Origin of the sequence: Streptomyces sp. NPDC005808 (assembly GCF_042871385.1) — a bacterium.
Taxonomy (GTDB): Bacteria; Actinomycetota; Actinomycetes; order Streptomycetales; family Streptomycetaceae; genus Streptomyces.
This window is the reverse complement of the sequence record NZ_JBIAIK010000005.1, coordinates 135002-160727: the sequence shown is the minus strand read 5'-3', so window position 1 is coordinate 160727 and position 25726 is coordinate 135002. Positions and strand designations below refer to the sequence as shown.

Sequence of the window (25726 nt, the reverse complement as noted above, 5' to 3'; positions counted from 1 at the left end):
CATCACTCCATGACCTCCCGCAGCTTCCTCGTCCTCCACGGCTGGCAGAATCACCGGCCGCCCGGCCACTGGCAGCACTGGCTGGCCGACCGACTGACCGATCTGGGGCACCTCGTCGTCTACCCCCAGCTGCCGCAGCCCGACGACCCGGACCTGGACGTGTGGCTGGCGGAGTTGTCCCGGTACCTCGAAGGCTTGCCGCGCGGGGCCGAGCGCGTCGTGATCGCCCACAGTCTGTCCGTTCTGCTGTGGCTGCACGCGGTCGCCCGCGGTACCACGGGCCTCGACGTCGACCGGGTGCTGCTCGTGGGCCCCCCGTCCGCGTCCACACTCCTTGGGCTTCCGGAGGTCGCGGCCTTCGCCCCGCCCGCCTTCCCACTCGCCCTGCCGGGGCCGACCCACCTGGTCGCGGGCGACAACGACTCGTACTGCACGGAGGGCGCCCTCGTCGCCTACGGCGACCCCCTCGGCATCCCCACCGAGATCATCCCGGGCGCGGGTCACCTTGACCTGGATGCCGGGTACGGGTCCTGGCCGGCGGTGCTGGACTGGTGCCTCGACGATTTGGTGAAGTTCACGGCGCGCCCGGCGTAGGCGCCGCGGGACTCCGGTGCCGGGAATCCCGTTGGACGGCTCCAGGCGGGCAGGGAAGACTCTCCCCGGACATCGTGAGCGTGCGCGGAGCTGTGGGCGAAGGGGTAACGGAAGTTGAGTTTCAAGCTGGAGGGGCCGGTTCTCGAAGGCGCCCTCGTACGACTGGAGCCGCTGGACCGGCGTCACGCGGCCGACCTCGCCGTCGCGGCGGAGGAGGACCGCGGCTCGTACGCGTTCACGTGGGTACCGAGGGCCGACGAGGTCAGCGCGTACATCGACGCGCAGCTCGGTCGCGCCGCGACGGGGAAGCTCGCGCCGTACGCGCAGGTCGACCGGGCCTCCGGGCGGGCCGTCGGCGCGACCTCGTTCTGGGAACCCCGGAGTTGGCGCACGGACGATCAACTCGACGCCATCGAGGTCGGGTTCACCTGGCTGTCCGCGTCCGCCCAGGGAACGGGCGTGAACACCGAGGCCAAGCTCCTGCTGTTCCGGCACGCCTTCGAGGAGTGGGGCGTGGCGCGCGTCGACCTCAAGACGGACGCGCGCAACAGCCGTTCACGCGCGGCGATCGAACGCACCGGCGCCCGCTTCGAGGGCGTCCTGCGCAACTGGTCCCGCTCCTGGGCGCCGGGCGAGGACGGTTGCCTCCGCGACTCCGCGATCTACTCGGTTACGGCGGCGGAGTGGCCCCAGTGCCGGGCACGCCTGGAGGAGCGGGTGCGGGCGGCCTCCACGATCACTTCGCGGCGTACGTGAGGAACGCGGTCCAGGTGGCGGGGGAGACGGTGAGGTGGGGGAGGGCCGGCGCCTTGGAGTCGCGGATGTGGATGGTGGAGGTGGTGGCTATCTCGACGCAATCACCGCCGCCCGAGTCGCTGTAGCTGCTCTTGCGCCAAGTGAAGGCGGCCTCCAGGCATTCTCCGCCCGTGTTGTCGCTGTAACTGCTCTTGAACCAGGCCAAGTTGCTCATAGTTCACCCGCCAACTGCTCGATCAGATTCACGGACTCCTCGGGGTCGAGGGCCTGTGTGCGGATCATCGCATAGCGTCGCGCGAGCACTCCCACCTCGTCCGGTCTGGAGACAAGGTGGCTGTTTCCCTGGCCTTCCAAGTAGACCAAGGTGGTTTCCTCGGGGGTCTCGATGACCGTCATCGGACCTGCCAGACACGCGTGCCCTGCGCGGCTCATAGGCATCACCTGGAGTGCGAGGTTGGGGCGTGCCGCGCACTCGACGAGGTATTCGTACTGACGGCGCATCACGCTTGATCCGCCGATCATCCTCCTGAGCCCAGCCTCTTCCAGCACCATGCTGATCATTGCCACCGGCTTGCGGTCGAACAGCGCCTTGCGCTCCATGCGAGCCGCAACATGCTCCTCGGTCTCCTCGGGGTCTATCGGCGGAACCGCGTGGTCGTACAGCGCGTGGGCGTAGCTCTCGGTCTGCAGAAGCCCGTGGACCAGTTGCACGGAGTACGAGGAGACGCTCAGCGCGTCCTGCTCCAGCTGGACCATGCCCTGGAAATGCGCCGGATACCGCTCCAGCCGTAGATACCGCGAGGCGGCCGAAACAAGACCCCCCGCCTCCAACGCCTTCTCCGCCGCCTCGATGAACTCGTCGGTCGCGGGCTTGGCGCATGTTTCGACGGCGCTCACCGCGGCCCCCGAGTACGCCATCCGCTCACCCAACTCGTTCTGCGAGAGCCCCGCCTTCGTACGCAGTACGCGCAGCACCTCCGCGAAGTACTGCGCGGCAGGCGAGGACGAGTTCTTCCTGGGCTGCCCCATCGCAGCCACCCCCTCTACACGGTTCTACGCCGATCAACGCGCGCACCACACCAGTTGCCGGACGCGACGGTCGACGCTCGGTCACTGGTGACGGTAGCGACCAGGGCCGACAGTGGTTGCATGAACACAGAAAGTGACGGCGTAAACCCCCGACTTCGCACCTGGGGGCGGAGGTTCATGCCGGTGGCCGGCAACATCGCCGAGGTCCGGCAAGGTGCCCGGATCGTGCTGGCCGGCTGGGCGGTCCCGGACGACGCCTGCGAGACCGTCGTTCTGATCGTCTCGGAACTGGCGACGAACGCGGTCCGGCACGCCCGTCTCCCCGACCGCACCTTCGACGTGGCACTCACCTACGACGACGGCGGGAAGGCGGTCGAGGTCGAGGTCTCCGACGGATCACCCCACCACCCGGTCGTGAGGCCCTTCGACCCCGACGAGACATCGGGCCGCGGCCTGCTCCTCGTCGAGGCCCTGTCCGACGCCTGGGAGGTCCGCGACCGCGAGTTCGGCAAGACCGTCTGGGTCCGAGTCCTTGGCTGAGGCCGGGGCACGGCCTAGGCGTATGGCCCGGCCCACGATCTGCCTGCTCCCGGCTACGCCGAATCAGCCGCGCAGCCGCGCGACACCCCCGCCTACGCCGAATCAGCCGCGCAGCCGCGCGACACCCCCGCCTACGCCGAATCAGCCGCGCGGCCGCGCGACACCCCCGCCTACGCCGACTCGTTCAGCAGGCGGGCGAGGTGCTGTCGGCCCGCGCCCAGCAGGTCCGCGAGCGGGGCGGCCTCCTCGTACCACCGCTTCTCGTACTCCCAGCACAGCCAGCCGTCCCAGCCCTCGCGGGAGAGCAGTTCCACGCACTCGGTGAGCGGGAGTACGCCCGCTCCGAGCGGCAGCGGGGTGGTGTTGTCGGCGGACGCGATGTCCTTGACCTGGACGTAGCCGAGGTGGGGGGCCAGCGCCGCGTAGGTCGCCTGCGGCTGCTCGCCGCCCAGCCAGGTGTGCATGACGTCCCACAGCGAGCCCACCTGCCGATGGCCGACCGGGCCGAGGACGCGGATTGCGGCTGCGCCGGTGCGGTGCGAGTCATGGGTCTCCAGCAGGATCCGTACGCCCACCTCGGCGGCGTACTCCGCCGCGGTGCCCAGGCGCCGGGCAGCCGTCGCGTCCCCCTCCTCGGGGCGCTGGTCGGGCCCCGCCCCCGGGAAGACGCGCACGAAAGGAGCACCCAAGTCCCTTGCCAGGTCGAGGAGTTCATGGATCTCCGCGAGTACGGCGGTGTCGTCGCCCGGCGCGGCGACGCGCGCGTACCCCGCCAGGCCGAGGATCTCGATGCCGGACGCCTTGAACTCGGCGGACACATCCGCCCGTTCGGCCGGGCCGATGCCCGGATGCACGGGCTCCTCCGGATGCGCGCGCAGTTCCACGCCGTGGTAGCCGTGCGTGGCGGCCAGACGTACGACTTCGGGGATGGGGAGTCCTGGGACACCGAGGGTGGAGAAGGCCAGCTTCATGAGTCGGATTTTACTCGTCACTCAGCGTTGCCGCGCAGGTCCAGGCGCCAGTCCTGGCCGACCAGATCCGCGCCGAAGGAACGGTGCGGTTTCTCGGAGACGAGGACGAAACCGTGGCGCTGGTAGACGCGGCGGGCGGCGGTGAGGACGTCGTTGGTCCACAGGACCAGGTCGTGGTAGCCGACGCCGCGTGCGAAGTCCCTGACGGCCGTGACGAGTTGATCGCCGATGCCGAGGCCGCGCGCGTCCGGTTCGACCAGGAGGAGGCGGAGGCGGGCCGCCGCGGGGGCGTCGTCCCGTACGCACATCACGCAGCCCACCCGCCGGCCGTCGAGCTCGGCGATCCACACCCGCTCCAGGTGCGGATCGTGATCCTCGGCGAAGTCGGCGACGATCCTCGCCACCAGGCCCTCGTAGTCGGTGTTCCAGCCGTACTCCGCCGCGTACAGCGCGGCGTTGCGCTGCACGATCCAGCCGAGGTCGCCGGGTCCCGGCTCGTGCAGCACGACATCCTCGCGGCGGGGAGCCCCACTCCGTCCGTCGCCCAGGAGCGTCCGTACCGTCCGCATCGCCTCCGCGAGCCGCGGCCGGTCGGGCGGGGCCACCGCGGCGAGCAGCGAACCGACCGTCTCGCGCGCCCGCTCGTCCAGCAGACCGGCCGCCTCCCTGCCTCGCGCGGTGAGCGTGACACGACGGCGCCGCGAGTCCTTCTCGGACGGTGCTCGCTCGACCAGTCCGTCCTGCTCGAACTTGTTCAGGATGCGGCTCAAGTACCCCGCGTCCAGGGAGAGTTCGCGGCGGAGGTCGGCGGCGTCCGTACGAGGGGAGTGCGCGAGTTCGTACAGGACGCGGGACTCCGTGAGGGTGTAGGGGGCGTACAGGTGGCGGCCGTAGTCGAGCGCGCCGATGACGTTCGTGTAGAAGCGGTTGAAGGAGCGGATGTCCTGGACGGTCATGATCGGTCCCGGGTGGTCGGCTCTGGGTGCGGCCCCGCGGACGGGCCCCCGCGGACGGCCCCCGCGGACGGCCCCCGCAGACGCCTCCACAGACGGCCTTCGAAGGAAGCTCTGGAGGCTGCTCCGGGGCGGTTCTCGAAGCGGCTCTGGATGGCTCTGGATGGTTGACTCAGTCAGAGATGTCCTTCGAGCGTAAGGGGTGGCCTGACCGCCGTCCACAGTTTCGTCCCGTCCCGCCCGATACATCGCGCCAAGAACCTTGCCCGGTCAGCGCAGGTGCTGGGCGAAGAAGGCCATCGTCGTGTCCATGGAGGCCGGCCACCGGGGGCCGAAAGTGTGGCCTTCGCCCTCGTACACCTTGAGTTGTACGTCCTTGCCCGCTGCCTTGAAGGCGGCGGTGGTCCGGCGCGACCAGGTGATGGGGCAGGTGTCGTCGGCCGTGCCGTGGTGGATCAGCAGCGGCTCGCTCAGGCGGTCGGCGTACGTGATGGGGGAGACCTCCCGCCAGAACTTGGGGTTCTCCTCGGGTGTGCCGTGGGCCGCCTCGATCTCGGTGACGATCGGGTCGTCGTCAGGGCGCTGGAACTGGTCGATGTTCTCGGCGGGGCGGGAGCTCACCGGTGCGAACACCACGGCGGCGTCGACCAGGCCGGGTGCCACGACCAGGGTGTTGTACGTGACGCCGCCGCCCATCGACCGGCCAAGGAGGCCGATCCGGTCGCCGTCGATCTCCGGGCGGGTGGACGAGCGCAGGGCCAGTACGGCGCCGATGACGTCCTCGGTGTATCCGAGGCGGAGGTTGACGTCGTTCTTCGGGTCGTTGTCCGAGGTGGCGTGGTTGCGGTAGTCGGTGTGCAGGACGACGTAGCCGTTGCGGGCGAGGAGGTCCTGTTCCCGGGCCAGGCCGCGGCCGGTGGTGTAGACGTCCGGGTCGATGTATCCGTGCGCCAGCACGAGGGAGGGGAAGGGGCCCTTGCCCTCGGGGATGTTCATGATTCCCGAGATCGTCAGCCCGTTGGCCTCGTACGTCACCGCGTAGCGGGTGTAGGCGTCGGTGCGGGCGAGTACGTTGCCGAGCCGGAGGTCCGAGCCCGTGTGCTTGCGTTCGATCAGGCCTGGGATCGACACCGGGTCCGCGGAGACCTTCGGGGTCGGGGTGGGAGTCCTGGTGGGGGCGGCGGGCGCGGCGCTGGTCGACGCCGACGCCGACGCGTCCGTATTCCCGGCGTCGGCACCATCACCCCCGGTACACCCGGCCACCGCCACGAGCGTCAGCCCGGCGGCGACACCGGCCGTCCTCCGAAGCAATCGCATGCTGCCCAGTATCCCCGGCCGAGTCCTGGCGAGGGAGTCGTCGGACCGTTGTTCACGGCTCCGTGACGCTGCACGGGCTCAGTGACGCTGCACGGGCTCCGTGACGCGTCACGATGGCTCACCGACGGGCGAAGGACGGGTTGAGAAGGCGCGACTTCCCACGGAGAGAACAACCGCGACGACAATCAGAACCGCCGAGACGGCGAAGGTGATCCGCATTCCCGTGGCGACGGCCTCGGAACCCGCCGTCGTGATGTCGCCCGCAGCCGAGGCGAACGCGAACACGGCACCCATGACGGACGCGCCGGTAATGAGCCCCAGGTTGCGCGACAGACCGAGAATCCCGGAGATGACGCCCCGCTGGTCCGGGTGGACGTCCATCATGACGGCAGTGTTGTTCGTTGCCAGAAACAGCTGGTAGCCGGGGGTCAGGACGGCCAGGGCGGCAACATAGCCGACGAGTCCCCATATTGCCGGAAGCGTGGAGAGGGCCACGCAACCGGCCGCCATCGCGACGAGTCCGGCGACCACCATGAATGGCGCGCCCAGGCGGTCGACAACGCGGCCGGCGGGGACACCGCTCAGTGCGGAGATGACCGGGCCGCTCGACATGACGATTCCGACCAGGGCTTCGTTGAGCCCCAGCCCGCCGGAGAGGTAGAACGGCCCGACCACCAGCGTCGTCATCATCACCGTCGCCACGAGCACGTTCATCGCCAGGCCGGTGCTCAGCACCACATTGCGGAACGCGGCCAAGCGGATCAACGGCGATGCCGCTCTCGCCTCCGCGCGTACGAAGAGGCACACACCGACTGCGGCGGCCGACAGCAGGGCCACGTTGAGCCGGTCGAATCGACCTCCCCCGACCGTCACGGCGAGTGCGTAGGAAGCGAGCGTCAGGCCGAGCAGCAGTGTGCCCAAGCCGTCGAAGCCGCTCCAGCTGCTTCTGCCGCTCCTGCGCCTCCAGCCGCTTCTGCCGCTCCTGCCGACCTTCGCCTTCTGTCTGTCGAGCTTCGGCTTCTGCCTGTCGACGGGCAGGTGGCGGTGAGCGAGCAGGAAATTGACGATGCCCAGTGGCGCCATGACGAGAAAGATCGCCTGCCAGCCGGGTCCGGCGATCAGGATGCCGCCGAGCGATGGGCCGAGAGCGGTGCCCGCCGCGGACATCGTTCCGAGCAGCCCCATGGCGCGACCGGTCCTTGCTGCGGGAACCGTCTCGCGGACCAGTGCCATCGTGAGCGCCATCAGGACGGCTGCTCCGACACCCTGCAATATGCGGGCGGCGATGAGCATCCAGAGCGTCGGCGCGACACCACAGAGAATCGAGGCCACCGTGAAGACGGCGATTCCAGCCAGCAGCACCCGCCGATGGCCGAGGACGTCACCCAGCCGTCCGGCACTGACGATCAGGACGGTGATGGCGAGGAGGTAGGACAGGACCACCCATTGGACTTCTTGGAACGAGACCGCGAACGCATTGGTCAACGTAGGCAGGGCGACGTTCGCGATGCTGGTGCCGAGTGACGACAACAACATCGACAGCGCGAGGCTGCCTACGGCCCACCGAACCGAAGATGTCCGCTCGCCGGATTCATCGTTTCCCTCATCGAGATCACTCATGGGGTCAGCGTCACGAGGCATCCCCGGGCAAGCAACGAACGTTGCTGATACTGGGACGCGGTGATGAAATCACCGGGTGAGCACATCCTCGACCGACATCGCGACGACGCTGGACCGGGTGGGCGCGCGGCTGAAACGGCTGCGGACGCTGCGAGGCATCACGCTCACCGCGCTGGCGGAGATGACCGGAGTCTCCAAGAGCACCCTCTCCCGGCTCGAAACCGGCCAACGCCGTCCCAGCCTCGATCTGTTGCTCCACCTCGCGCACGCCTACGGTGTGCCTCTGGACGATCTGGTGGGTGCCCCACAACTCGGCGACCCCCGTATACGGCTGAAGCCACGCAGGGTCAACGGAAGGACGGTCGTGCCGCTCACCCGGCACCCGACGGGCATGCAGGCCTGGAAGATCATCATCCCCGCCGAGGTCGCCACACCGACTCCCCGAGCGCACGGGGGGCACGAATGGCTCTACGTGATCTCGGGGCGCATGCGCCTGGTCCTCGGCGAGCTCGACATCGTCATGGGCCCGGGCGAGGTCGCCGAGTTCACCACGCAGGTCAACCACTGGTTCGGCAGCACCGGCAGCGAACCGGCCGAGGTTCTCAGTCTGTTCAGCCGCGAAGGCGAACGTATGCATGTCCGTGCCACGACAGGCGAGAACGGGTGAGTGACGGGGTGCCTCCCGCGTGGGCTGGGTGACCTCGCCCCGCCCCGCCCCACCTCGTCATCGACGGAGGAAATCCGGGCCCGGACCCTCAGGCCCGCGGAACCCCCGTCGACCCCCGCACCGTCAACTCCCCCCGCACCGTGGCGATCCCCCCGGGCGGCGGTTCCTCGCGCCCCATGGCGATCCGGCCCGCGCGGGCCCCCGCCTCGGTCAGCGGCAGTCGCACCGTCGTCAGCGCGGGCACCGCATCGATGCTGAACGGGAGGTCGTCGAAGCCCGCTACGGACACGTCGTCCGGAATCCGCAGTCCCGAGTCCCGCAGGGCGGCACACGCACCCAGTGCCACGGTGTCGTTCGCGGCGAGGACGGCGGTCAACGACGGGTCGCGGCGCAGGAGTTCGAGGGTCGCCTCGTAGCCGGAGCGACGGTCGTAGCGGCCGTGCACGGTGTTCAGCGGGTCGTCCTTGATTCCGTGCGCGGCGAGTGCGGCCCGGTGGCCCTCGATGCGGTGCCGGGTCGTCGTCCGCTCCTCGGGGCCGGCGATGTAGCCGAGCCTTCGGTGGCCGAGGCCGATCAGATGCTCGGTGAGCTCCTGACCGCCGCCACGGTTGTCGAAGGTGAGGGCGATCGCCTCGGCGGCCTCGGGCGAGGGCGGGCGTCCGCAGAGGACGACCTTGGTCCCGGCCTCCGCCAGCCTGCGCAGCTTCGCGGCGACGGCGGTGGCGTGCGTGGGGTCCTCGACGGCGCCGCCGGTGAGGACGACAGCGGCGGCGCGTTGGCGCTGAAGGAGCGTGAGGTAGGTCAGTTCGCGCTCCGGGGAGCCGCCCGTGTTGCACACGACCCCCAGCCGCTCCCCGCCCGCACGGCCCCCGGGGCCGCCGATCTCCGACTGGATCGCGGCCGCCATGATGCCGAAGAAGGGGTCGGCGATGTCGTTGACGAGGATCCCGACGAGGTCGGACGTCGCCGCGGCTAGGGAACTCGCGGGCCCGTTGAGCACGTAGTCCAGCTCGTTCACCGCGTGCAGTACTCGCTCGCGCGTGGCCTCCGCGACGGGATAGTTCCCGTTCAGCACCCGGGACACGGTCGCGGGCGAGACCTGCGCACGCGCCGCCACGTCCGCCAGGGTCACGGTCATCTCGTCGTCCTCCGGTCACGCAACTCGTTGTCGTCCTCGTGAAACTCGTTGTCGTCCTCGTGAAAAACGTGCGCCCCCATGGTTCCCGGAGGCCGGTCCTGGGCTCCCGCGAGCAGGGGGTTCGGACGGCCCCCATATCCGGGTACATCCGACCCTGACCACACACCCCGCGTCCAGCCGTCCGACCGATCGAACATCTCGTCCCCCTGTGGTCTTGTCCCACGGACTCGACAGAGGCTAGCTTCTCTCCATATAGAAAGCGCTTGCTGGCACGCTCACCAGTTCCTCGATGGGGCGCGCGGGGCGCGGAACGCACGTGCGAAAGGGAATGACGTGACACGCAAGACGGTGCGTATCGCCATGAACGGTGTGACAGGGCGCATGGGCTACCGCCAGCACCTTGTCCGTACGATCCTCGCCCTGCGCGAACAGGGCGGCCTCGACCTGGGCGACGGCACCGTGCTGTGGCCCGAACCCGTCCTCGTCGGCCGCCGCGAGCACGCCCTGAAAGCACTCGCCGAGCGGCACGGCCTGGAGGAGTGGTCCACGGATCTGGACGCCGTCCTGGCCGACCCCACCATCGACCTCTACTTCGACGCGCAGGTCACCTCCGCCCGCGAGGAGGCGCTCAGGAAGGCGATCGCGGCGGGCAAGCACATCTACACCGAAAAGCCGACCTCGACCGGCCTCGACGGCGCCCTGGAACTGGCCCGCCTCGCCCATGACAAGGGCATCAAACACGGCGTCGTCCAGGACAAGCTCTTCCTCCCCGGCCTGCTCAAGCTCAAGCGGCTCATCGACGGCGGCTTCTTCGGCCGGATCCTGTCCGTCCGCGGCGAGTTCGGCTACTGGGTCTTCGAGGGCGACTGGCAGTCCGCCCAGCGGCCCTCCTGGAACTACCGCGCCGCGGACGGCGGCGGCATCGTCGTCGACATGTTCCCGCACTGGGAGTACGTGCTGCATGAGCTCTTCGGGCGGGTCACCTCCGTCCAGGCACTCACCGCCACCCACATCCCGCAGCGCTGGGACGAGCAGGACAAGCCCTACGACGCCACGGCCGACGATTCCGCGTACGGCATCTTCGAGTTGGAGGGTGGCGCGGTCGCCCAGATCAACTCGTCGTGGGCCGTACGCGTCGATCGCGACGAGCTCGTGGAGTTCCAGGTCGACGGGACGGAGGGATCGGCGGTTGCCGGGCTGCGCAACTGCCGTGTGCAGCACCGGAGTTCTACTCCCAAGCCGGTCTGGAACCCTGATGTCCCGGCCACCTACTCCTTCCGCGACCAGTGGCAGGAGGTCCCCGACAACGCCGAGTTCGACAACGGCTTCAAGGCCCAGTGGGAGCTGTTCCTCCGGCACGTGTACGCCGACGCGCCCTACCACTGGGACCTCCTCGCCGGCGCCCGGGGCGTCCAGCTCGCCGAACTGGGCCTGAAGTCCTCGGCCGAGGGCCGCCGTCTCGACGTACCGGAGATCGCACTGTGAGCACCATCCAACTACCCGGCGTAGGAGGGGAGTTGCGTGCCTATACACCGCGCTCCGAATCCCTCGTCCCTGCCACCGGCGTGCCCTTCACCTCCCGTACGGTCTTCTCGGCGGCGCACGTCGTCGCCGATCCGTACGCGGACGTGTCCCCCGACTCGCCCGCCGCCGTCGACTGGGACGCGACCCTCGCCTTCCGCCGCCACCTGTGGTCCCACGGGCTCGGAGTCGCCGAGGCGATGGACACCGCGCAACGCGGGATGGGGCTCGACTGGGCGGGCGCGGCGGAACTCATCCGCCGGTCGGCCGCCGAGGCCAGGGCCGTCGGCGGGCGGATCGCCTGCGGGGTGGGGACCGACCAGATCGCCGCCGGCTCCCCGGGAGAGGTCCGGGCGGCGTACGAGGAGCAGTTCGCCCTCGTGGAGGGGACGGGAGCGCAGGCGATCCTCATGGCGTCGAGGTCGCTCGCCGCGGCCGCCGAGGGCCCCGAGGACTACCTGGAGGTGTACGGGCACCTGCTCCGGCAGGCCACCGACCCGGTGATCCTGCACTGGCTCGGCCCGATGTTCGACCCGGCGCTGGAGGGCTACTGGGGTTCCTCCGACCTCGACGCCGCCACCGACACCTTCCTGGACGTCATCGCGGCCCACCCCGACAAGGTCGACGGCATCAAGGTCTCCCTCCTGGACGCCCGGCGAGAGATCGAGCTGCGCCGCCGTCTCCCGAAGGGCGTGCGCTGCTACACCGGCGACGACTTCAACTACCCCGAGCTGATCGCGGGCGACGAACAGGGCTTCAGTCACGCGCTGTTGGGCATCTTCGACCCGCTGGGGCCGCTGGCCGCGGACGCCGTACGGGTGCTGGACACAGGTGATGTGAAGGGCTTCCGCGAACTCCTCGACCCGACCGTGGAGCTGTCCCGCCACCTTTTCCAGCCCCCGACCCGCTTCTACAAGACGGGAGTTGTCTTCCTGGCGTGGCTGGCCGGCCACCAGTCCCATTTCACGATGGTGGGCGGACTTCAGTCGGCGCGCTCACTTCCGCATTTTGCGCGCGCCTACGAACTCGCCGACACACTCGGCCTGTTCCCGGACCCGGCCCTCGCGGAAACCCGGATGAAGAACTTGCTCACACAGTACGGAGTGCCCCAATGAGTAATTCCCCGAGCGGGCCGAGTTCTCCGAGCGGGACGAGTTCCTTGAGCGGGACGAGTTCCTTGAGCGGGACGAGTTCCTTGAGCGGGCCGAGTTCCTTGAGCGGGCCGCGGACGAGTTCCCCGAGTAATTCCCTCGAGCGTTTCAGTATCAACCAGATGACGGTCAAGCAGCTGTCCCTGCCGGAACTCGTCGAAGCCTGCCTGGAGTTGGGCGTGCCGGGCGTCGGTCTCTGGCGTGACCCCGTCCGGTCGTACGGAGTCGAGGCCACTGCCAAGCTGGTCCGCGACGCGGGCCTGTCGGTGACGACGCTCTGCCGGGGCGGATTCCTCACGGCGATCGACCGGGATGAGCGTGCGCGGGCCCTCGCCGACAACAGGGCGGCGGTCGAGGAGGCGGCGACGCTGGGTACGGACACCCTGGTGCTCGTCTCCGGCGGTCTGCCCGTCGGCAACAAGGATCTGTACGGGGCGCGTGAGCGCATCGCCGACGCGCTGGGAGAGCTGGGTCCGTACGCCGCCGGGCAGGGCGTGCGGCTGGCCATCGAGCCCCTCCACCCCATGTACGCCTCCGACCGCTGCGTGGTCTCCACCCTCGCCCAGGCCCTGGACCTCGCAGAACGCTTCCCCGCGGACCAGGTGGGCGTGACCGTCGACACGTACCACATCTGGTGGGACGACAACGCCCCGGCGCAGATCGCTCGCGCGGGCGCGGGCGGGCGTATCCACACCTTCCAGCTCGCCGACTGGACGACTCCGTTGCCGGCGGGAGTCCTGAACGGCCGGGGCCAGATCGGCGACGGTTCGATCGACATGCGCCAGTGGCGCTCGTACGTCGAGGCGGCGGGCTACGCGGGCCCCATCGAGGTGGAGCTGTTCAACGAGACGCTGTGGGCGCGGGACGGGCGCGAGGTCCTCGCCGAGACGGCGGCGCGGTTCGTGCAGCACGTGATCCGTTGAGCCGCAGGGGCAGGTGACAGCCAGTGAGTGTGTCGGTCGCGTGAAGGCCGGCGGGTGATCCGGCGGGTGATCCGGCAGAGGGGCACGGTCGGTTTCAGAAGTTTTTTCCGGCCCAATTCCACAGGCCCTTCAAATACGCGCAGTTCAAGGTTGTTTCACCTGACACGTTTCCTGTGGTTTCACTGTTGACCTGGCCTTTCTTGCGAATGGCGGGAACCGCAATTACGTAGGCCGTGTCTCTATGGTCAAGTTCGCCGCAAGGGGTGTGCGGCGAATATCCCAAGAAGTGGTAATTGACCAAGGAGTTCGCTGTGAACGTTCGAATCGCCGCTGTTTCCCTCGCCACCGCCGCACTCGTCGCCGGGGGCGCCACGGCCGCCAACGCCGCCGTACCGACGGCGAAGGCTCCCGCCATCACCGTCTCGGCCAGCACCACCAAGGCGAAGACGGGCCAGTCGATAGCCATCACCGGCCGTGTCACCGGCCTGAAGGACGGCAGCAAGGTGACGCTGCAGGAGAAGGTCAACGGCAAGTGGGTCACCCTGGAGAGCACCACCGTCAAGAAGGGCACCTACAAGATCACCGACAAGGTCAAGACCAAGGGGACGGAGACCCTGCGCGTCGTCGACGGCAAGACGGTCTCGAAGTCGGTGACCGTCACCGTTCGGTGACCGTGACTGTTCGGTGGCCGTGAACGGGACTGTTCGGTGGCCGTGACTGTTCGGTGGCCGTGGCCATGACTGTTCGGTGGCCGGCCTCGTCCGCCGAACGCTCTTGCAGCGGGGTCCGCCGAACGCTCTTGCAGCGGGGGAGGCGCAACGGCCGGTGACACCGTGCCCGCGCCCTTGCCCCTGCCTCTGCCCCTCCCCCTCCCCCTCCCCCTGCCCCACCTCCGCCGTCGCGGGGTGGGGCAGGGCTCTGTTCGTCCCGGGCCCCGCTCGTGGGGACTGTGAGTGCCAGGCACGGACCAGGCCTGGCGCCAGGTCCTGTGCCCGGGTCATGCCCGCAGATCTTCCGTCACGGGCAGACACTCGGCGAGCAGGTCGACGACGTCGCGCCAGGCTCGCCGCGCGTGCTGTTGGTGGTAGCCGACGCCGGGGACCGTGGGGTGGTCGACCGGCGGGTGGTGGAAGGCGTGCAAGGCGCCGCCGTAGACCGTGAGGCGCCAATCGACGCCTGCGGCCTGCATCTCGGCGGTGAACGCGTCCCGTTGTGCGGGCGCCATGATCGGGTCTTCCGACCCGACGCCGACCCACACCGGGCAGCGAATGCGCGCCGCCTCGCCCGGTCGGCCCGTGGTCACCGCGTTGACAGTCCCGATCGCGCGCAGGTTGACGCCGTCGCGCCCGAGTTCCAGCCCGACGGCGCCTCCGGTGCCGTAGCCGATGGCGGCGATCCGGTCGAGGTCGGCCCGCGATTCGGTGCGCAACACGTCGAGCGCCGCATGGCCGATGCCCCGCATCCGGTCGGGATCAGCGAGCAGCGGCAGGCAACGGGCCAGCATCTCCTCGGGGTCGGCCAAATAGCGCCCGCCGTGAAGGTCGAAGGCCAGCGCTACGTATCCCAGCTCGGCGAGAGCATCGGCCCGGCGGCGATCGACGTCGCTGAGCCCCACGCCCTCTGGTCCGAGCAGCACCGCGGGCCTGCGGTCGACACCGGCCGGGAGCGCGAGGTGCCCGATCATCGTCAAACCGTCGGCCGGATACTCGACCGTAAGCGTCGTGATGGTCGTCATGAGACTGGACTGTAGTGATCGTCGAGCCCGGTCCGGCCGGTGTTCTGCCGCTGGCAGAACAGTGCGCGAGTCCCTTGAGGGTGCCGATCAGTCCGCGATGGCGGCGGCAGAGGGGCGGCCGCTCTTCGCCGCCTGGACCTCGCGCAGCAGTGCGGCGGCAGCCGCACTTGTCGGACTGCCCATGACGGTCACCGTCTCCCACGCCGGCAGGTCCCCCGCGAGCCCGACGAAGCGCACGCGATCGGTCTTGACCGCGAAGGACTGCGGCACGAGTGCCACGCCGAGCCCGCACGTGACCAGGTCCAGCAGGGAGTGGGTGTCGGTCACCTCCAGTGAGACATGGCGCTCGACGTCCGCCGCGGCCAGCAGGCTGTCCACCAGGTCCCGGGTGCCCCAGTCCGGGTGGAAGTCCACGAACTCCTCGTCGCGCAACTCGGCCAGAGCGACCTGCGCCCGGCCGGCGTACGGATGCTCGAGCGCGCAGGCGAGCACGATCGGCTCGCCGGCCAGCGGCTCCACCAGGACGTCGTCCGGGCACCGGGCCGGGCGGGAGACGAACGCCAGGTCCAGCCGGCCCGCGCGCACGTGGTCGATCAGCTCACCGGAGGCTCCCTGACGCAGCCCGATCTCCACGCCGGGGTACGAGGCTCGGAAGCGGGCGAGCACGCTCGGAAGGTGCACCGCGTGCAGGCACTGCAGGGAGCCGATCGCCAGGCTGCCGCGCAGCAGACCCTGTACGGCAGCTACGGCGTCCTTGGCGGCGTCGGTGGCCGACAGCGCCCGCCGGGCCTCGACCAGCAGTGCCCGGCCGGCGGCGGTCAGCTCGACCTGCCGGGTACTGCGCAGGAACAGCGAGGCACCCAGTTCCCGCTCGAGCGAGCGGATCGAGGCGGACAGCCCGGACTGCGCGACATGCATGCGTTTGGCCGCCCGCGTGAAATGGCACTCCTCCGCGACGGCGACGAAGTACTCGAGTTGCCGGAGTTCCATGATTCATCACCAGCGCTGCTCAAAGGGATCAGATTCTTATGTTGGACAGCTTAAACGGTGCGGTGGAAGCTAGACATACCGAAAGATTTCCAGGAGGAACCTCCCATGCAGACACGCACCATCGGAGACGTCCAGGTCAGCACGATCGGTCTGGGCGGTATGCCCATGTCCATCGAGGGGCGGCCCGACGAACAGCGTTCGGTCGCAACGATCCACGCCGCCCTGGAGGCGGGCGTGACGCTGATCGACACCGCCGACGCCTATCACCGGGACGCCGACGAGGTCGGCCACAACGAATCCCTGATCGCGCGCGCGGTGGCCGGCTTCGGCGGCGACACATCGGACGTGCTGATCGCGACGAAGGGCGGTCACCTGCGTCCGGGCGACGGCTCGTGGACCTTGAACGGCTCGCCGGAGTACCTGAAGGCGGCCTGCGACGCCTCGCTCAAGCGGCTTGGCGTCGAGGCCATCGGCCTCTACCAGTTCCACCGGCCGGACCCGACGGTCCCCTACGCGGAGTCGGTCGGGGCGATCCGCGATCTGCTGGACGCCGGCAAGATCCGTTTCGCGGGCGTCTCCAACGCCGATCCCGACCAGATCCGGCTGGCCAACGAGATCCTCGGCGGCCGGCTGGTGAGCGTACAGAATCAGTTCTCGCCCGCGTTCCGGTCCAGCGAGCCGGAGTTGGAGCTGTGTGCGGAACTGGGCATTGCCTTCCTGCCGTGGAGCCCGCTGGGCGGGATCTCGCGCGCCGGTGACCTCGGCTCACGGTTCACGGTGTTCACCGACGTGGCGCAGGCGCACGGAGTGAGCCCGCAGCAGGTCTCCCTTGCGTGGACGCTGGCCAAGGCGCCGGTGGTGATCCCGATTCCGGGTTCCTCCCGCCCCGAGACCATCCGCGATTCAGTCGGCGCGGTGGACCTGAAGCTGTCCGCCGAGGAACTGGCCCGCCTCGACAGCACGGGATGAACCGAGGAGCGCGAGCGGTTCCCTCCCGGACCCTGCGCGCCCGGAACTCCCTCTGACCGACGCCGCCGGCCGCCGCATGCCACCGTGGGGCCGACGCCGCCACCGGTGTCCGCCAAAAGAATCTCGGAACTCCGTGCAACCCTTTCGCCACTCTGCGGGTCGTACATGGCATCAGGACTTCTGGAGGGGGATCTGGGGGGATCGCGGGGGTTCTGATGTGGAGGGGAACCCGAGGGGGACCCGGTCGACGGACCGGGTCCCCCTCGAAACATTTTCTGGTCCGGAAAACCGTGTCCGGAGAACCGGGTCCAGAAGGCCGGGTCCGGAAGACTTGTCTGACCATGCCTGACTAAGACTCGTCCGACCAGGCCTGATTCGAGGGCCTTGGTCAGAAGGTCAGAAGAACACCCCGCACCGCAGCAGCACATTCGCGTACGGCCGGGCCTCCCCGGTCCGCACGACCAACCGCGCCCCCGCCGACAACGCCTTCAGCTCCTCGTGCGAGACCGTCCACAGCCCCGGGAAGCGCGCTTCCAGCAGCGCCGTGGCCTCCGGGTTGGCCTTCCTGACCTCATGCGCGGCGGTGGCACCCTCCACCACCAGCTCGTCCAGCAGCCCGTCGAGTACCTCGGCGAAGGACGGTACGCCGGCCCGGAAGGCCAGGTCCACGACCCGCGGCCCCGCCGGTATCGGCATCCCCGCGTCGCACACCAGCACCCCGTCCCCATGGCCCAACTCGGCCAGTGCGCCCGCGAGATGACGGTTCAGAATCCCGGCCTTCTTCACAGAGAAGCGACCTCCTCCGCCGTCGGGAAGGACTCCTGCGCACCGGCCCGTGTGACCGCCACGGCCCCGACCCGGGCGGCGTACGCGGCGGCCTCTGCCAGCGACTCCCCACGCCCCAGCCGCCAGGCCAGTGCCGCGGTGAACGCGTCGCCCGCCCCGGTCGTGTCCACGGCCTCGACCCGCACGGACGGCACCCGCACCCGGGCCCCGGCCCGCTGGGCGACCAGCGCGCCCTGCTCGCCCAGCGTGATGACCACGGAACTCGGGCCGAGAGCAAGCAGGCTCCGCGCCCAGTCCTCGGGCTCCGGACCCGTGTCCGCGCCGATCAGCACCCGCGCCTCGTGCTCGTTCACGATCAGCGGGTCGCAGGCCGCCAGTACCTCGCGGGGCAGCGGCCTGGGCGGTGAGGGATTCAGTACGAAGCGGCTGTCGTCGGCGAGATTCCGTACGACCTCCACGACCGTCTCCAACGGGATCTCCAGCTGCGCCGAGACCACCCGGGAGGCCTGGAAGAGGCTCCCGGCCGCGCGGACGTCTCCGGGCGTCAGCCGCCCGTTCGCGCCGGGCGAGACCACGATGCTGTTGTCCCCGGACGGGTCCACCGTGATCAGCGCGACCCCGGTGGGGGCTCCGCCGACCAGGACGCCCACGGTGTCGACACCGGCCGCCCGCTGCGAGTCCAGCAGCAGCCGACCGTGCGCGTCGTTGCCGACGCGGGCCAACAAGGCCGTACTGGCGCCGAGTCGGGCGGCGGCGACCGCCTGGTTCGCACCCTTGCCACCGGGGTGGACGGTCAGGTCGGAGCCGAGCACCGTCTCCCCGGCAGCAGGCCGCCGCTCGACACCGATCACCAGGTCGGCGTTGGCCGAACCCACGACCAGCAGGTCGTAGTCGTACATGAAGTGTCTCCCCACAATGGTGACTTGACCGCTGTCAGCCGGTGAACCCGGCCACGTTCTCCTTCGTGACCACCTTCACCGGCACCTTCACCGTCGTCTCCACCTTCTTGCCCTGGGCGGCGCGCAGCGCGTTGTCCACGGCGATCCTGCCGAGCTGACTCGGCTGCTGCGCCACGGACGCGTACAGGCTGCCCTGCTTGACCGCCGTCAGACCGTCGGGGGTGCCGTCGAAGCCGACGACCGAGACCGACTTGCCGGCCTTGGAGCCCAGTGCCTTGATCGCGCCGAGCGCCATCTCGTCGTTGGCGGCGATGACGCCCTGGACGTCGGGGTGGGCCTGGAGCAGGTTCGACATCACGTCGAGGCCCTTGGTGCGGTCGAAGTCGGCCGGCTGCTGGGCGAGTACCTGGATGCCGGGATAGGCCTTGAGACCGTCGGCGAAGCCCTGGGCGCGCTCGCGGGCCGCGGAGGTGCCCGCCTGGCCCTGCAGGATCACGATCTTGCCGGTGCCGCCGAGCTTCTCCGCGATGGTCTTGGCGGCGAGTTCACCACCGGCGATGTTGTCGGAGGCGACCAGCGTGTCCACGGCCGCCTCGTTGACGCCTCGGTCGACGGCGATCACGGGGATCTTCGCCTTGTCCGCGGCCTTCACCGAGTTGCTCGCCGCGTCCGAGTCCACGGGGTTGACGATGATCGCGCCGTAGTTCGAACTGGTGAAGTTCTGCAGCTGGTTGGCCTGCTGGGAGGCGTCGTTCTGGGCGTCGGTGACCGTCAGGTCCAGGCCCAGCTTCTTCGCCTCGGCCTGGGCGCCCGCCCGGATCTGCACGAAGAACGGGTTGTTGAGCGTGGAGAGGGACAGGCCGACCTTGGGCTTCGCGCCCGAGGAGTCGTTGTGCAGGAAGGAGGTCGCGCCGACTATCGCCACCGTGACCACGGCCGCGAGCACGTACGTCGTCGCCTGCTTGCCCTTGCCGCCGCCCGCGCCGGCGGCCACCGGCGTGGCACCCGCCTTGCGGCGCACGGTGTCGAGCAGCACCGCGAGCGCGATCACGACACCGATGACGACCTGCTGCCAGAAGGCGGACACGGAAAGGAGGTTGAGCCCGTTGCGCAGCACCGCCAGGATCAGCGCGCCGATCAGCGTCCCGGACGCCTTGCCGGTGCCGCCCGCGAGGGAGGCGCCGCCGATGACGACCGCGGCGATCGCGTCCAGTTCGTAACCGTCGGCGGCCTGCGGCTGCGCGGAGGAGAGCCGGGAGGCGAGGACGATGCCCGCGGCGGCGGCGAAGACACCGGAGAGGGCGTAGATGGCGAGCTTCTGCCTGGACACGCGCAGACCCGACAGACGAGCGGCCTCCTCGTTGCCGCCGATCGCGTACATGGACCGGCCGATGTACGTCCGGCCGAGCACGAAGGCCGCGACGAGCCCCATCACGATCATGACGAGGACCGGCACCGGCAGCCAGCCGCCCAGGGTGTCGCCGAGGTGCGACACCGAGTCGGGGAAGGCGATCGGGGAGCCCTGCGAGATCACCAGGGACAGACCGCGGGCCACCGACAGCATGGCCAGCGTCGCGATGAACGGCGGCAGCTTGCCGTAGGCGATCAGGAAGCCGTTGACCAGGCCGGCCGCGATGCCGGTGGCGATGGCCAGCACAACGGCCAGGACGACCGGCACACCATGTGAAGTGGCGCTCCAGGCAAGGACCGTGGCGGACAGGGCCGCCACCGAGCCGACCGACAGGTCGATGCCCGCCGAGACGATCACGAAGGTGACGCCGAAGGCGAGGATGGCGGTCACGGCCGCCTGCACGCCGACGTTCAGGAGGTTGTCGGTGGTCAGGAAGTCGCCGGACAGCGCCGACATGGCGATGACCAGGACGATGAGCGCGGTGAGCGCGCCGTTGTCGAGCAGGAGCCGGCGGATTCCCGAGACGCCACTCGCGCCCGTCGTGCTCTTCAGCGTGTCAGTGGCCACGGTGGCCCTCCACAGCGGTAGTTGCTTGGGTTGGTGTGCTGACGGCGAGTGCCATCACGGAGTCCTGGGTGGCCTCGTCGGCGGACAGCTCGCCCGCGATCCGGCCCTGTGCCATCACCAGCACCCGGTCGCTCATGCCGAGGACCTCGGGCAGATCGCTGGAGATCATGAGCACCGCGGCTCCGGCGGCCGTCAACTCGTTGATCAACTGGTAGATCTCGACCTTGGCGCCGACGTCGATGCCGCGCGTCGGCTCGTCGAGGATCAGCACCTTGGTGTCGGCGAGCAGCCACTTGCCGATGACGACCTTCTGCTGGTTGCCGCCGGACAACGTCCGTACATGCTGGCCGAGTCCGGCCATCCGCACGCCCAACTGCCCGGCGATCCGGGCGGCGGCCTCGCGCTGCCCCTGAGGTCCACGAGCCCGCCCCTGGTGGCGGCCCGCATGGTCACGAGCCCGAGGTTCTCCTCCACCGACTGGTCGAGCACCAGGCCCTGGCCCTTGCGGTCCTCGGGCACCAGCCCGATGCCCGCGGTCATCGCCGCGCCGACGTCGTGCCTGGGAACCGGGGCACCGGAGACCCTGACAGCCCCCTTGTCGTACGGATCGGCACCGAAGACGGCCCGGACGACCTCCGTACGTCCGGCCCCCACGAGCCCGGCGATACCGACTACCTCACCGGCCCGCACCTCGAAGCTCACGTCGTGGAAGACGCCGTCCCTGGTGAGCCCCTCGACGTTCAGCAACGCGGCCCCGGCCTTCGCCCGTTCACGCGGATACTGCTGCTCGATGGAACGGCCCACCATGAGCCGTACGAGCTCGTCCTGGGGCGTGGAAGCGGGCACCTGGCCGACACTCCTGCCGTCCCGGATGACCGTGACCCGGTCTCCGATCGCGGCGATCTCCTCCAGGTGGTGCGTGATGAAGACGATGCCGACACCGTCCTCGCGCAGCCTGCGCACGATCGCGAAGAGCTTCTCGACCTCCTCGGAGGTGAGCACCGCGGTCGGCTCGTCCATGATCAGGACCCGCGCGTCGAGGCTCAGCGCCTTCGCGATCTCGACCATCTGCAGGCGTGCGATACCGAGTTCACGCACCCGCGCGCGGGGGGAAACGTTTACTCCGACCCGCTCAAGGAGCAGGGCGGCCCTGGCCTCCATCGTCTTCCGGTCGATCATCCCGAAGCGGCGCGGCTGCCTCCCCAGGAAGATGTTCTCGGCGACCGTCAGATCGGGGACGAGATTGAACTCCTGGTAGATGGTCGCGATCCCGAGACGCTCGGAGTCCTGCGCCCCCTGGATACGGACCTCCTTGCCGTCTACGAGGATCCGCCCGGCGTCGGGGTGGTAGGCGCCGGAGAGCATCTTGATGAGGGTGCTCTTGCCGGCGCCGTTCTCGCCGAGCAGCACGTGCACCTCACCGCGACGCAGATCGAAGTCCACGCTGTCGAGCGCGACGACGCCGGGGAAGGTCTTGCGCATGCCCTCGATACGCAGCAGTTCGCCTGACTCGGCATGCGGCAACTTGTTGGAATCGGTGCGAGGTGACTCGTCCGAGTCGCTACCGGGCAACTCGTCTGGGCGGCGGCTCACGGGTTGCTCCTCTCTGTGACGGGGGCCTCGCCGCACGAGCGGCGTACGACGAGACGGGCGGGGAGGGTGACCGACTGCGGTGGCCGCCCCTCGATGCGGTCGATGAGGGCGCGTACGGCGGTCCGGCCCAGCTCGCCCGTCGGCTGGGCGATCGCGGTGAGCGGCGGATCGGTGTGCACGAACCACGGGATGTCGTCGAACGCGGCGAGCGCGATGTCGTCCGGAATCCGCATCCCGCGCGCGCGGACCGCGTCCAGCGCGCCGAGCGCCATCAGGTTGTCGGCGGCGAAGACGACTTCGGGCGGCGCGGGGAGTCCGAGGAACCGCTCGGTGGCCCGGCGCCCGCTCTCGGCCTGGAAATCGCCCTGTCCGATGTAGGCGTCGGGGAGGGGCAGTCCGTAGTCGGCCAGCGCCTCCCTGAAGGCCTCGACCCGTTCGTTGCCGGTCGTGGTCGCCGCCGGGCCCGTGATGATGGCGAGCCTGCGGTGCCCGAGCCCGTGCAGATGGGCGACGAGATCGCGTACCGCCGCCCGCCCGTCCGCCCGTACGACGGGCACGTCGAGACCCGGGATCCAGCGGTCCACGAACACCATCGGGGTCCCCGCGCGCGCGGCGTCCAGCATCCCGGGGGAACCGCCGTCGGTGGGGGAGACGAGCAGGCCGTCGATGCGCCGGTCCAGCAGGGTCCGTACGTGGTGATCCTGAAGGTCGGGCCGCTCGTCGGCGTTTCCGATGATCACGCTGTAGCCGAGGGTACGGGCCTCCTGCTCGACGGAGCGGGCCAGCTCGGTGAAGTACGGGTTCATCACGTCGCTGATGACCAGGCCGAGGGTGTGGGTCCGTTCCGTGCGCAGCGAGCGGGCGACGGCGTTGGGACGATAGCCCAGGGCCTCAACGGCGGTCAGCACACGGACGCGTGCGTCCGCGCTGACCGACGGATGGTCGTTCAGGACCCGCGAGACCGTGGCGACGGATACGCCGGCCTCGGCGGCAACGTCCTTGATGCTCGCCATCGTCGCTCCACCTCCCTGTGGAATCGATTACACGGAGGATTGGAATCGATTCCACGCGCGATGACAAGACCCCGAGACCACATTGTGATGAAACGCCCCGACGTGTAGGCGGCGTCGGAGTTGTGCACAGGCGTCCCGGGCTGTCGGAGCGGGGCGGTAGCGTCGGATCATGTCTCAGCTGGCTGTTCTGGAGGGCGTGCTCGAACGGATCACGTACGCCAACGAGGAGAACGGGTACACGGTCGCGCGGGTCGACACCGGCCGCGGCGGCGGCGACCTGCTCACCGTCGTGGGCTCGCTGCTCGGCGCGCAGGTGGGGGAGTCGCTCCGTATGGAGGGCCGCTGGGGATCCCACGCGCAGTACGGCAAGCAGTTCACGGTGGAGAACTACACGACGGTGCTCCCGGCCACCGTCCAGGGCATCCGCCGTTATCTCGGCTCGGGCCTGGTCAAGGGCATCGGCCCGGTCTTCGCCGACCGCATCACCCAGCACTTCGGCCTGGACACGCTGCAGGTCATCGAGGAGGAGCCGAAGCGGCTCATCGAGGTCCCCGGGCTCGGCCCCAAGCGCACCAAGAAGATCGCCGATGCCTGGGAGGAGCAGAAGGCGATCAAGGAGGTCATGCTCTTCCTCCAGACCGTCGAGGTGTCCACGTCCATCGCGGTCCGCATCTACAAGAAGTACGGGGACGCGTCGATCTCCGTGGTCAAGAACCAGCCCTACCGGCTCGCCTCCGACGTCTGGGGCATCGGCTTCCTCACCGCCGACAAGATCGCCCAGTCCGTCGGCATCCCGCACGACAGCCCGGAGCGCGTCAAGGCCGGCCTCCAGTACGCCCTTTCGCAGTCCACCGACCAGGGCCACTGCTACCTCCCCGAGGAGCGGCTGATCGCGGACGCGGTGAAGCTGCTCCAGGTGGACACGGGCCTGGTCATCGAGTGCCTCGCGGAGCTGGCGGCACCCGCCGAGGAGGGCGAGGACCCCGGCGTCGTCCGGGAGAAGGTGCCGGGCCCGGACGGTGGCGAGCCGGTGACGGCCATCTACCTGGTCCCCTTCCACCGCGCCGAACTCTCCCTGTCCGCCCAGCTGTTGCGCCTCCTGCGCACCGACCAGGACCGGATGCCCGGCTTCCGGGACGTGGCCTGGGACAAGGCACTGACCTGGCTGAAGGGGCGTACGGGCACGGAGTTGGCGCCCGAGCAGGAGGAGGCGGTCCGGCTCGCGCTCACCAAGAAGGTCGCCGTGCTCACCGGCGGCCCCGGCTGCGGCAAGTCGTTCACGGTCCGCTCGATCGTGGAACTGGCGCGCGCCAAGCGGGCGAAGGTCGTCCTGGCCGCCCCCACGGGCCGCGCCGCCAAGCGTCTCGCCGAGCTGACCGGGGCCGACGCCTCCACCGTGCACCGGCTCCTCGAGCTGAAGCCGGGCGGCGACGCGGCGTACGACAAGGACCGGCCGCTGGATGCCGACCTGGTGGTTGTGGACGAGGCCTCGATGCTCGACCTCCTTCTTGCCAACAAGCTGGTCAAGGCGGTGCCTCCGGGCGCCCACCTCCTCTTCGTGGGAGACGTCGACCAGCTCCCCAGCGTCGGCGCAGGAGAGGTGCTGCGCGATCTGCTCGCCGACGGCGGCCCGGTCCCCGCGGTCCGCCTCACCCGTGTCTTCCGCCAGGCCCAGCAGTCCGGGGTGGTGACGAACGCGCACCGGATCAACTCGGGGCAGCACCCGCACACGGAGAACATGAAGGACTTCTTCCTCTTCGTCGAGGACGACACCGAGGAGACCGGCCGGCTCACGGTGGACGTGGCGGCACGGCGGATTCCGGCCAGGTTCGGGCTCGATCCGCGCCGCGACGTGCAGGTCCTCGCGCCGATGCACCGGGGCCCGGCGGGAGCGGGAGCCCTGAACGGCCTGCTCCAGCAGGCCATCACACCCGCCCGCCCGGACCTTCCCGAAAAGCGCTTCGGCGGACGGGTCTTCCGTGTGGGCGACAAGGTCACCCAGATTCGCAACAATTACGAGAAGGGCACGAACGGCGTCTTCAACGGCACGGTCGGCGTCGTCACCTCCCTCGACGAGGAGGAGCAGCGTCTGACAGTGCTGACGGACGAGGACGAGGAGGTGCCGTACGACTTCGACGAACTGGACGAGCTGGCCCATGCGTACGCGGTGACCATCCACCGCTCCCAGGGCAGCGAGTACCCGGCGGTGGTGATCCCGGTGACCACGGGCGCGTGGATGATGCTGCAGCGCAACCTCCTCTACACGGCCGTCACCCGCGCGAAGAAGCTGGTCGTCCTGGTCGGCTCCCGCAAGGCGATAGGCCAGGCGGTCCGCACGGTGTCCGCCGGACGGCGGTGCACGGCGCTGGACTTCCGCCTGGCGCAGGCCCGTTTCTGACGGCCCCTCGGTCTCCCGGAAGCCTCCGCGGAGATCCCCGTACGCGCCCTCCGTAAAAATGATCGATCAAACGAGTCGCAAAGGTCACACAGCACTTCCGGAACCAGGGCGAAGGGGGGCAGGATGAGTAGGTTGGCGGCACTCAGTGCCGCCAATAGGCCCAATGGTCGACCCCGAGTGCACTC

General features: G+C 69.6%; 24 protein-coding genes and 1 pseudogene. 10 read left to right on the top strand and 15 right to left on the bottom strand.

What is annotated here, in order from left to right:
- Window positions 1–9: 9 nt before the first annotated feature.
- The gene (locus ACFYPC_RS13530) at window positions 10–594 is read left to right on the top strand and encodes an RBBP9/YdeN family alpha/beta hydrolase (RefSeq protein WP_388674614.1); all 585 of its coding nucleotides are present in this window, start codon (window positions 10–12) and stop codon (window positions 592–594) included.
- 114 nt (window positions 595–708) lie between these two features.
- Window positions 709–1350 carry a GNAT family N-acetyltransferase gene (locus tag ACFYPC_RS13525; protein WP_388674612.1) on the top strand — a complete coding sequence of 214 codons (642 nt, stop codon included), beginning with the start codon at window positions 709–711 and terminating at the stop codon, window positions 1348–1350.
- On the opposite strand, the gene ACFYPC_RS13520 is transcribed toward ACFYPC_RS13525, so the two are convergent.
- On the bottom strand, window positions 1331–1564 hold the full coding sequence (locus ACFYPC_RS13520) for a DUF397 domain-containing protein (protein ID WP_388674610.1): 234 nt from the start codon (window positions 1562–1564) through the stop codon (window positions 1331–1333). The two genes, ACFYPC_RS13525 and ACFYPC_RS13520, sit on opposite strands and share 20 nt — an antisense overlap.
- The gene (locus ACFYPC_RS13515) at window positions 1561–2379 is read right to left on the bottom strand and encodes a Scr1 family TA system antitoxin-like transcriptional regulator (RefSeq protein WP_388674608.1); all 819 of its coding nucleotides are present in this window, start codon (window positions 2377–2379) and stop codon (window positions 1561–1563) included. The genes ACFYPC_RS13520 and ACFYPC_RS13515 overlap by 4 nt, the downstream gene beginning before the upstream one ends.
- Window positions 2380–2499: 120 nt before the next feature.
- On the opposite strand from ACFYPC_RS13515, the gene ACFYPC_RS13510 reads away from it, so the two are divergent.
- Window positions 2500–2919 (top strand): ATP-binding protein, encoded by a 420-nt coding sequence (locus ACFYPC_RS13510; protein ID WP_388674606.1) that lies wholly within the window; start codon window positions 2500–2502, stop codon window positions 2917–2919.
- Between the two features lie 170 nt (window positions 2920–3089).
- On the opposite strand, the gene ACFYPC_RS13505 is transcribed toward ACFYPC_RS13510, so the two are convergent.
- The 4 genes from ACFYPC_RS13505 to ACFYPC_RS13490 all read right to left on the bottom strand — a co-directional run bounded on the left by ACFYPC_RS13505 (window position 3090) and on the right by ACFYPC_RS13490 (window position 7780).
- Complete coding sequence (locus ACFYPC_RS13505) at window positions 3090–3890, bottom strand: sugar phosphate isomerase/epimerase family protein (RefSeq protein WP_388674604.1); 801 nt, start codon at window positions 3888–3890, stop codon at window positions 3090–3092.
- A 17-nt stretch (window positions 3891–3907) separates the two neighbouring features.
- On the bottom strand, window positions 3908–4846 hold the full coding sequence (locus ACFYPC_RS13500) for a GNAT family N-acetyltransferase (RefSeq protein ID WP_388674602.1): 939 nt from the start codon (window positions 4844–4846) through the stop codon (window positions 3908–3910).
- A 267-nt stretch (window positions 4847–5113) separates the two neighbouring features.
- The gene (locus tag ACFYPC_RS13495) at window positions 5114–6160 is read right to left on the bottom strand and encodes an alpha/beta hydrolase family protein (protein ID WP_388674600.1); all 1047 of its coding nucleotides are present in this window, start codon (window positions 6158–6160) and stop codon (window positions 5114–5116) included.
- A gap of 108 nt (window positions 6161–6268) precedes the next feature.
- Window positions 6269–7780 (bottom strand): MFS transporter, encoded by a 1512-nt coding sequence (locus ACFYPC_RS13490; protein ID WP_388674598.1) that lies wholly within the window; start codon window positions 7778–7780, stop codon window positions 6269–6271.
- Between the two features lie 76 nt (window positions 7781–7856).
- On the opposite strand from ACFYPC_RS13490, the gene ACFYPC_RS13485 reads away from it, so the two are divergent.
- Entirely contained in the window at window positions 7857–8447 is a 591-nt protein-coding gene (locus ACFYPC_RS13485) for a helix-turn-helix domain-containing protein (RefSeq protein WP_388674596.1), read from the top strand.
- An 88-nt stretch (window positions 8448–8535) separates the two neighbouring features.
- Here the strand turns inward: ACFYPC_RS13485 and ACFYPC_RS13480 are convergent, their stop codons facing one another.
- Complete coding sequence (locus ACFYPC_RS13480) at window positions 8536–9585, bottom strand: LacI family DNA-binding transcriptional regulator (protein ID WP_388674594.1); 1050 nt, start codon at window positions 9583–9585, stop codon at window positions 8536–8538.
- Between the two features lie 333 nt (window positions 9586–9918).
- Between ACFYPC_RS13480 and ACFYPC_RS13475 the strand changes: the two genes are divergently transcribed.
- The gene (locus ACFYPC_RS13475) at window positions 9919–11070 is read left to right on the top strand and encodes a Gfo/Idh/MocA family protein (protein ID WP_388674592.1); all 1152 of its coding nucleotides are present in this window, start codon (window positions 9919–9921) and stop codon (window positions 11068–11070) included.
- Window positions 11067–12221: a dihydrodipicolinate synthase family protein gene (locus tag ACFYPC_RS13470; RefSeq protein ID WP_388674590.1), complete on the top strand. Its 1155-nt coding sequence runs from the start codon at window positions 11067–11069 to the stop codon at window positions 12219–12221. The genes ACFYPC_RS13475 and ACFYPC_RS13470 overlap by 4 nt, the downstream gene beginning before the upstream one ends.
- On the opposite strand, the gene ACFYPC_RS13465 is transcribed toward ACFYPC_RS13470, so the two are convergent.
- Window positions 12196–12390, bottom strand: a complete 195-nt coding sequence (locus ACFYPC_RS13465; protein WP_388674588.1) for a hypothetical protein — start codon at window positions 12388–12390, stop codon at window positions 12196–12198. The genes ACFYPC_RS13470 and ACFYPC_RS13465 overlap by 26 nt on opposite strands.
- On the opposite strand from ACFYPC_RS13465, the gene ACFYPC_RS13460 reads away from it, so the two are divergent.
- On the top strand, window positions 12380–13180 hold the full coding sequence (locus tag ACFYPC_RS13460; protein ID WP_388674586.1) for a sugar phosphate isomerase/epimerase family protein: 801 nt from the start codon (window positions 12380–12382) through the stop codon (window positions 13178–13180). The two genes, ACFYPC_RS13465 and ACFYPC_RS13460, sit on opposite strands and share 11 nt — an antisense overlap.
- Window positions 13181–13491: 311 nt before the next feature.
- The gene (locus ACFYPC_RS13455; protein WP_388674584.1) at window positions 13492–13851 is read left to right on the top strand and encodes a DUF4369 domain-containing protein; all 360 of its coding nucleotides are present in this window, start codon (window positions 13492–13494) and stop codon (window positions 13849–13851) included.
- A gap of 326 nt (window positions 13852–14177) precedes the next feature.
- On the opposite strand, the gene ACFYPC_RS13450 is transcribed toward ACFYPC_RS13455, so the two are convergent.
- A complete protein-coding gene (locus ACFYPC_RS13450) occupies window positions 14178–14915 on the bottom strand; it encodes a dienelactone hydrolase family protein (RefSeq protein ID WP_388674582.1) in 738 nt (245 codons plus the stop codon).
- Window positions 14916–15002: 87 nt separating this feature from the next.
- Window positions 15003–15905 (bottom strand): LysR family transcriptional regulator, encoded by a 903-nt coding sequence (locus ACFYPC_RS13445; RefSeq protein WP_388674580.1) that lies wholly within the window; start codon window positions 15903–15905, stop codon window positions 15003–15005.
- A 105-nt stretch (window positions 15906–16010) separates the two neighbouring features.
- Between ACFYPC_RS13445 and ACFYPC_RS13440 the strand changes: the two genes are divergently transcribed.
- Window positions 16011–16874, top strand: a complete 864-nt coding sequence (locus ACFYPC_RS13440; protein WP_388674578.1) for an aldo/keto reductase — start codon at window positions 16011–16013, stop codon at window positions 16872–16874.
- Window positions 16875–17270: 396 nt separating this feature from the next.
- Here ACFYPC_RS13440 and rbsD read toward each other — a convergent pair whose 3' ends face one another.
- The 5 genes and pseudogenes from rbsD to ACFYPC_RS13415 form a co-directional block, all read right to left on the bottom strand.
- Window positions 17271–17660 carry a D-ribose pyranase gene (rbsD, locus tag ACFYPC_RS13435; RefSeq protein WP_388674576.1) on the bottom strand — a complete coding sequence of 130 codons (390 nt, stop codon included), beginning with the start codon at window positions 17658–17660 and terminating at the stop codon, window positions 17271–17273.
- The gene (locus ACFYPC_RS13430; protein ID WP_388674574.1) at window positions 17657–18559 is read right to left on the bottom strand and encodes a ribokinase; all 903 of its coding nucleotides are present in this window, start codon (window positions 18557–18559) and stop codon (window positions 17657–17659) included. Before ACFYPC_RS13430 ends, rbsD begins: the two co-directional genes overlap by 4 nt.
- A gap of 34 nt (window positions 18560–18593) precedes the next feature.
- Window positions 18594–20537 carry a substrate-binding domain-containing protein gene (locus tag ACFYPC_RS13425; protein ID WP_388674572.1) on the bottom strand — a complete coding sequence of 648 codons (1944 nt, stop codon included), beginning with the start codon at window positions 20535–20537 and terminating at the stop codon, window positions 18594–18596.
- Window positions 20527–22019, bottom strand: a pseudogene (locus ACFYPC_RS13420) (sugar ABC transporter ATP-binding protein). Before ACFYPC_RS13420 ends, ACFYPC_RS13425 begins: the two are co-directional and overlap by 11 nt.
- A gap of 107 nt (window positions 22020–22126) precedes the next feature.
- The gene (locus ACFYPC_RS13415; protein WP_388674570.1) at window positions 22127–23143 is read right to left on the bottom strand and encodes a LacI family DNA-binding transcriptional regulator; all 1017 of its coding nucleotides are present in this window, start codon (window positions 23141–23143) and stop codon (window positions 22127–22129) included.
- Window positions 23144–23312: 169 nt separating this feature from the next.
- Here ACFYPC_RS13415 and ACFYPC_RS13410 point away from each other — a divergent pair, with 169 nt between their 5' ends.
- Window positions 23313–25541: an ATP-dependent RecD-like DNA helicase gene (locus tag ACFYPC_RS13410; RefSeq protein ID WP_388674568.1), complete on the top strand. Its 2229-nt coding sequence runs from the start codon at window positions 23313–23315 to the stop codon at window positions 25539–25541.
- Window positions 25542–25726: the final 185 nt, after the last annotated feature.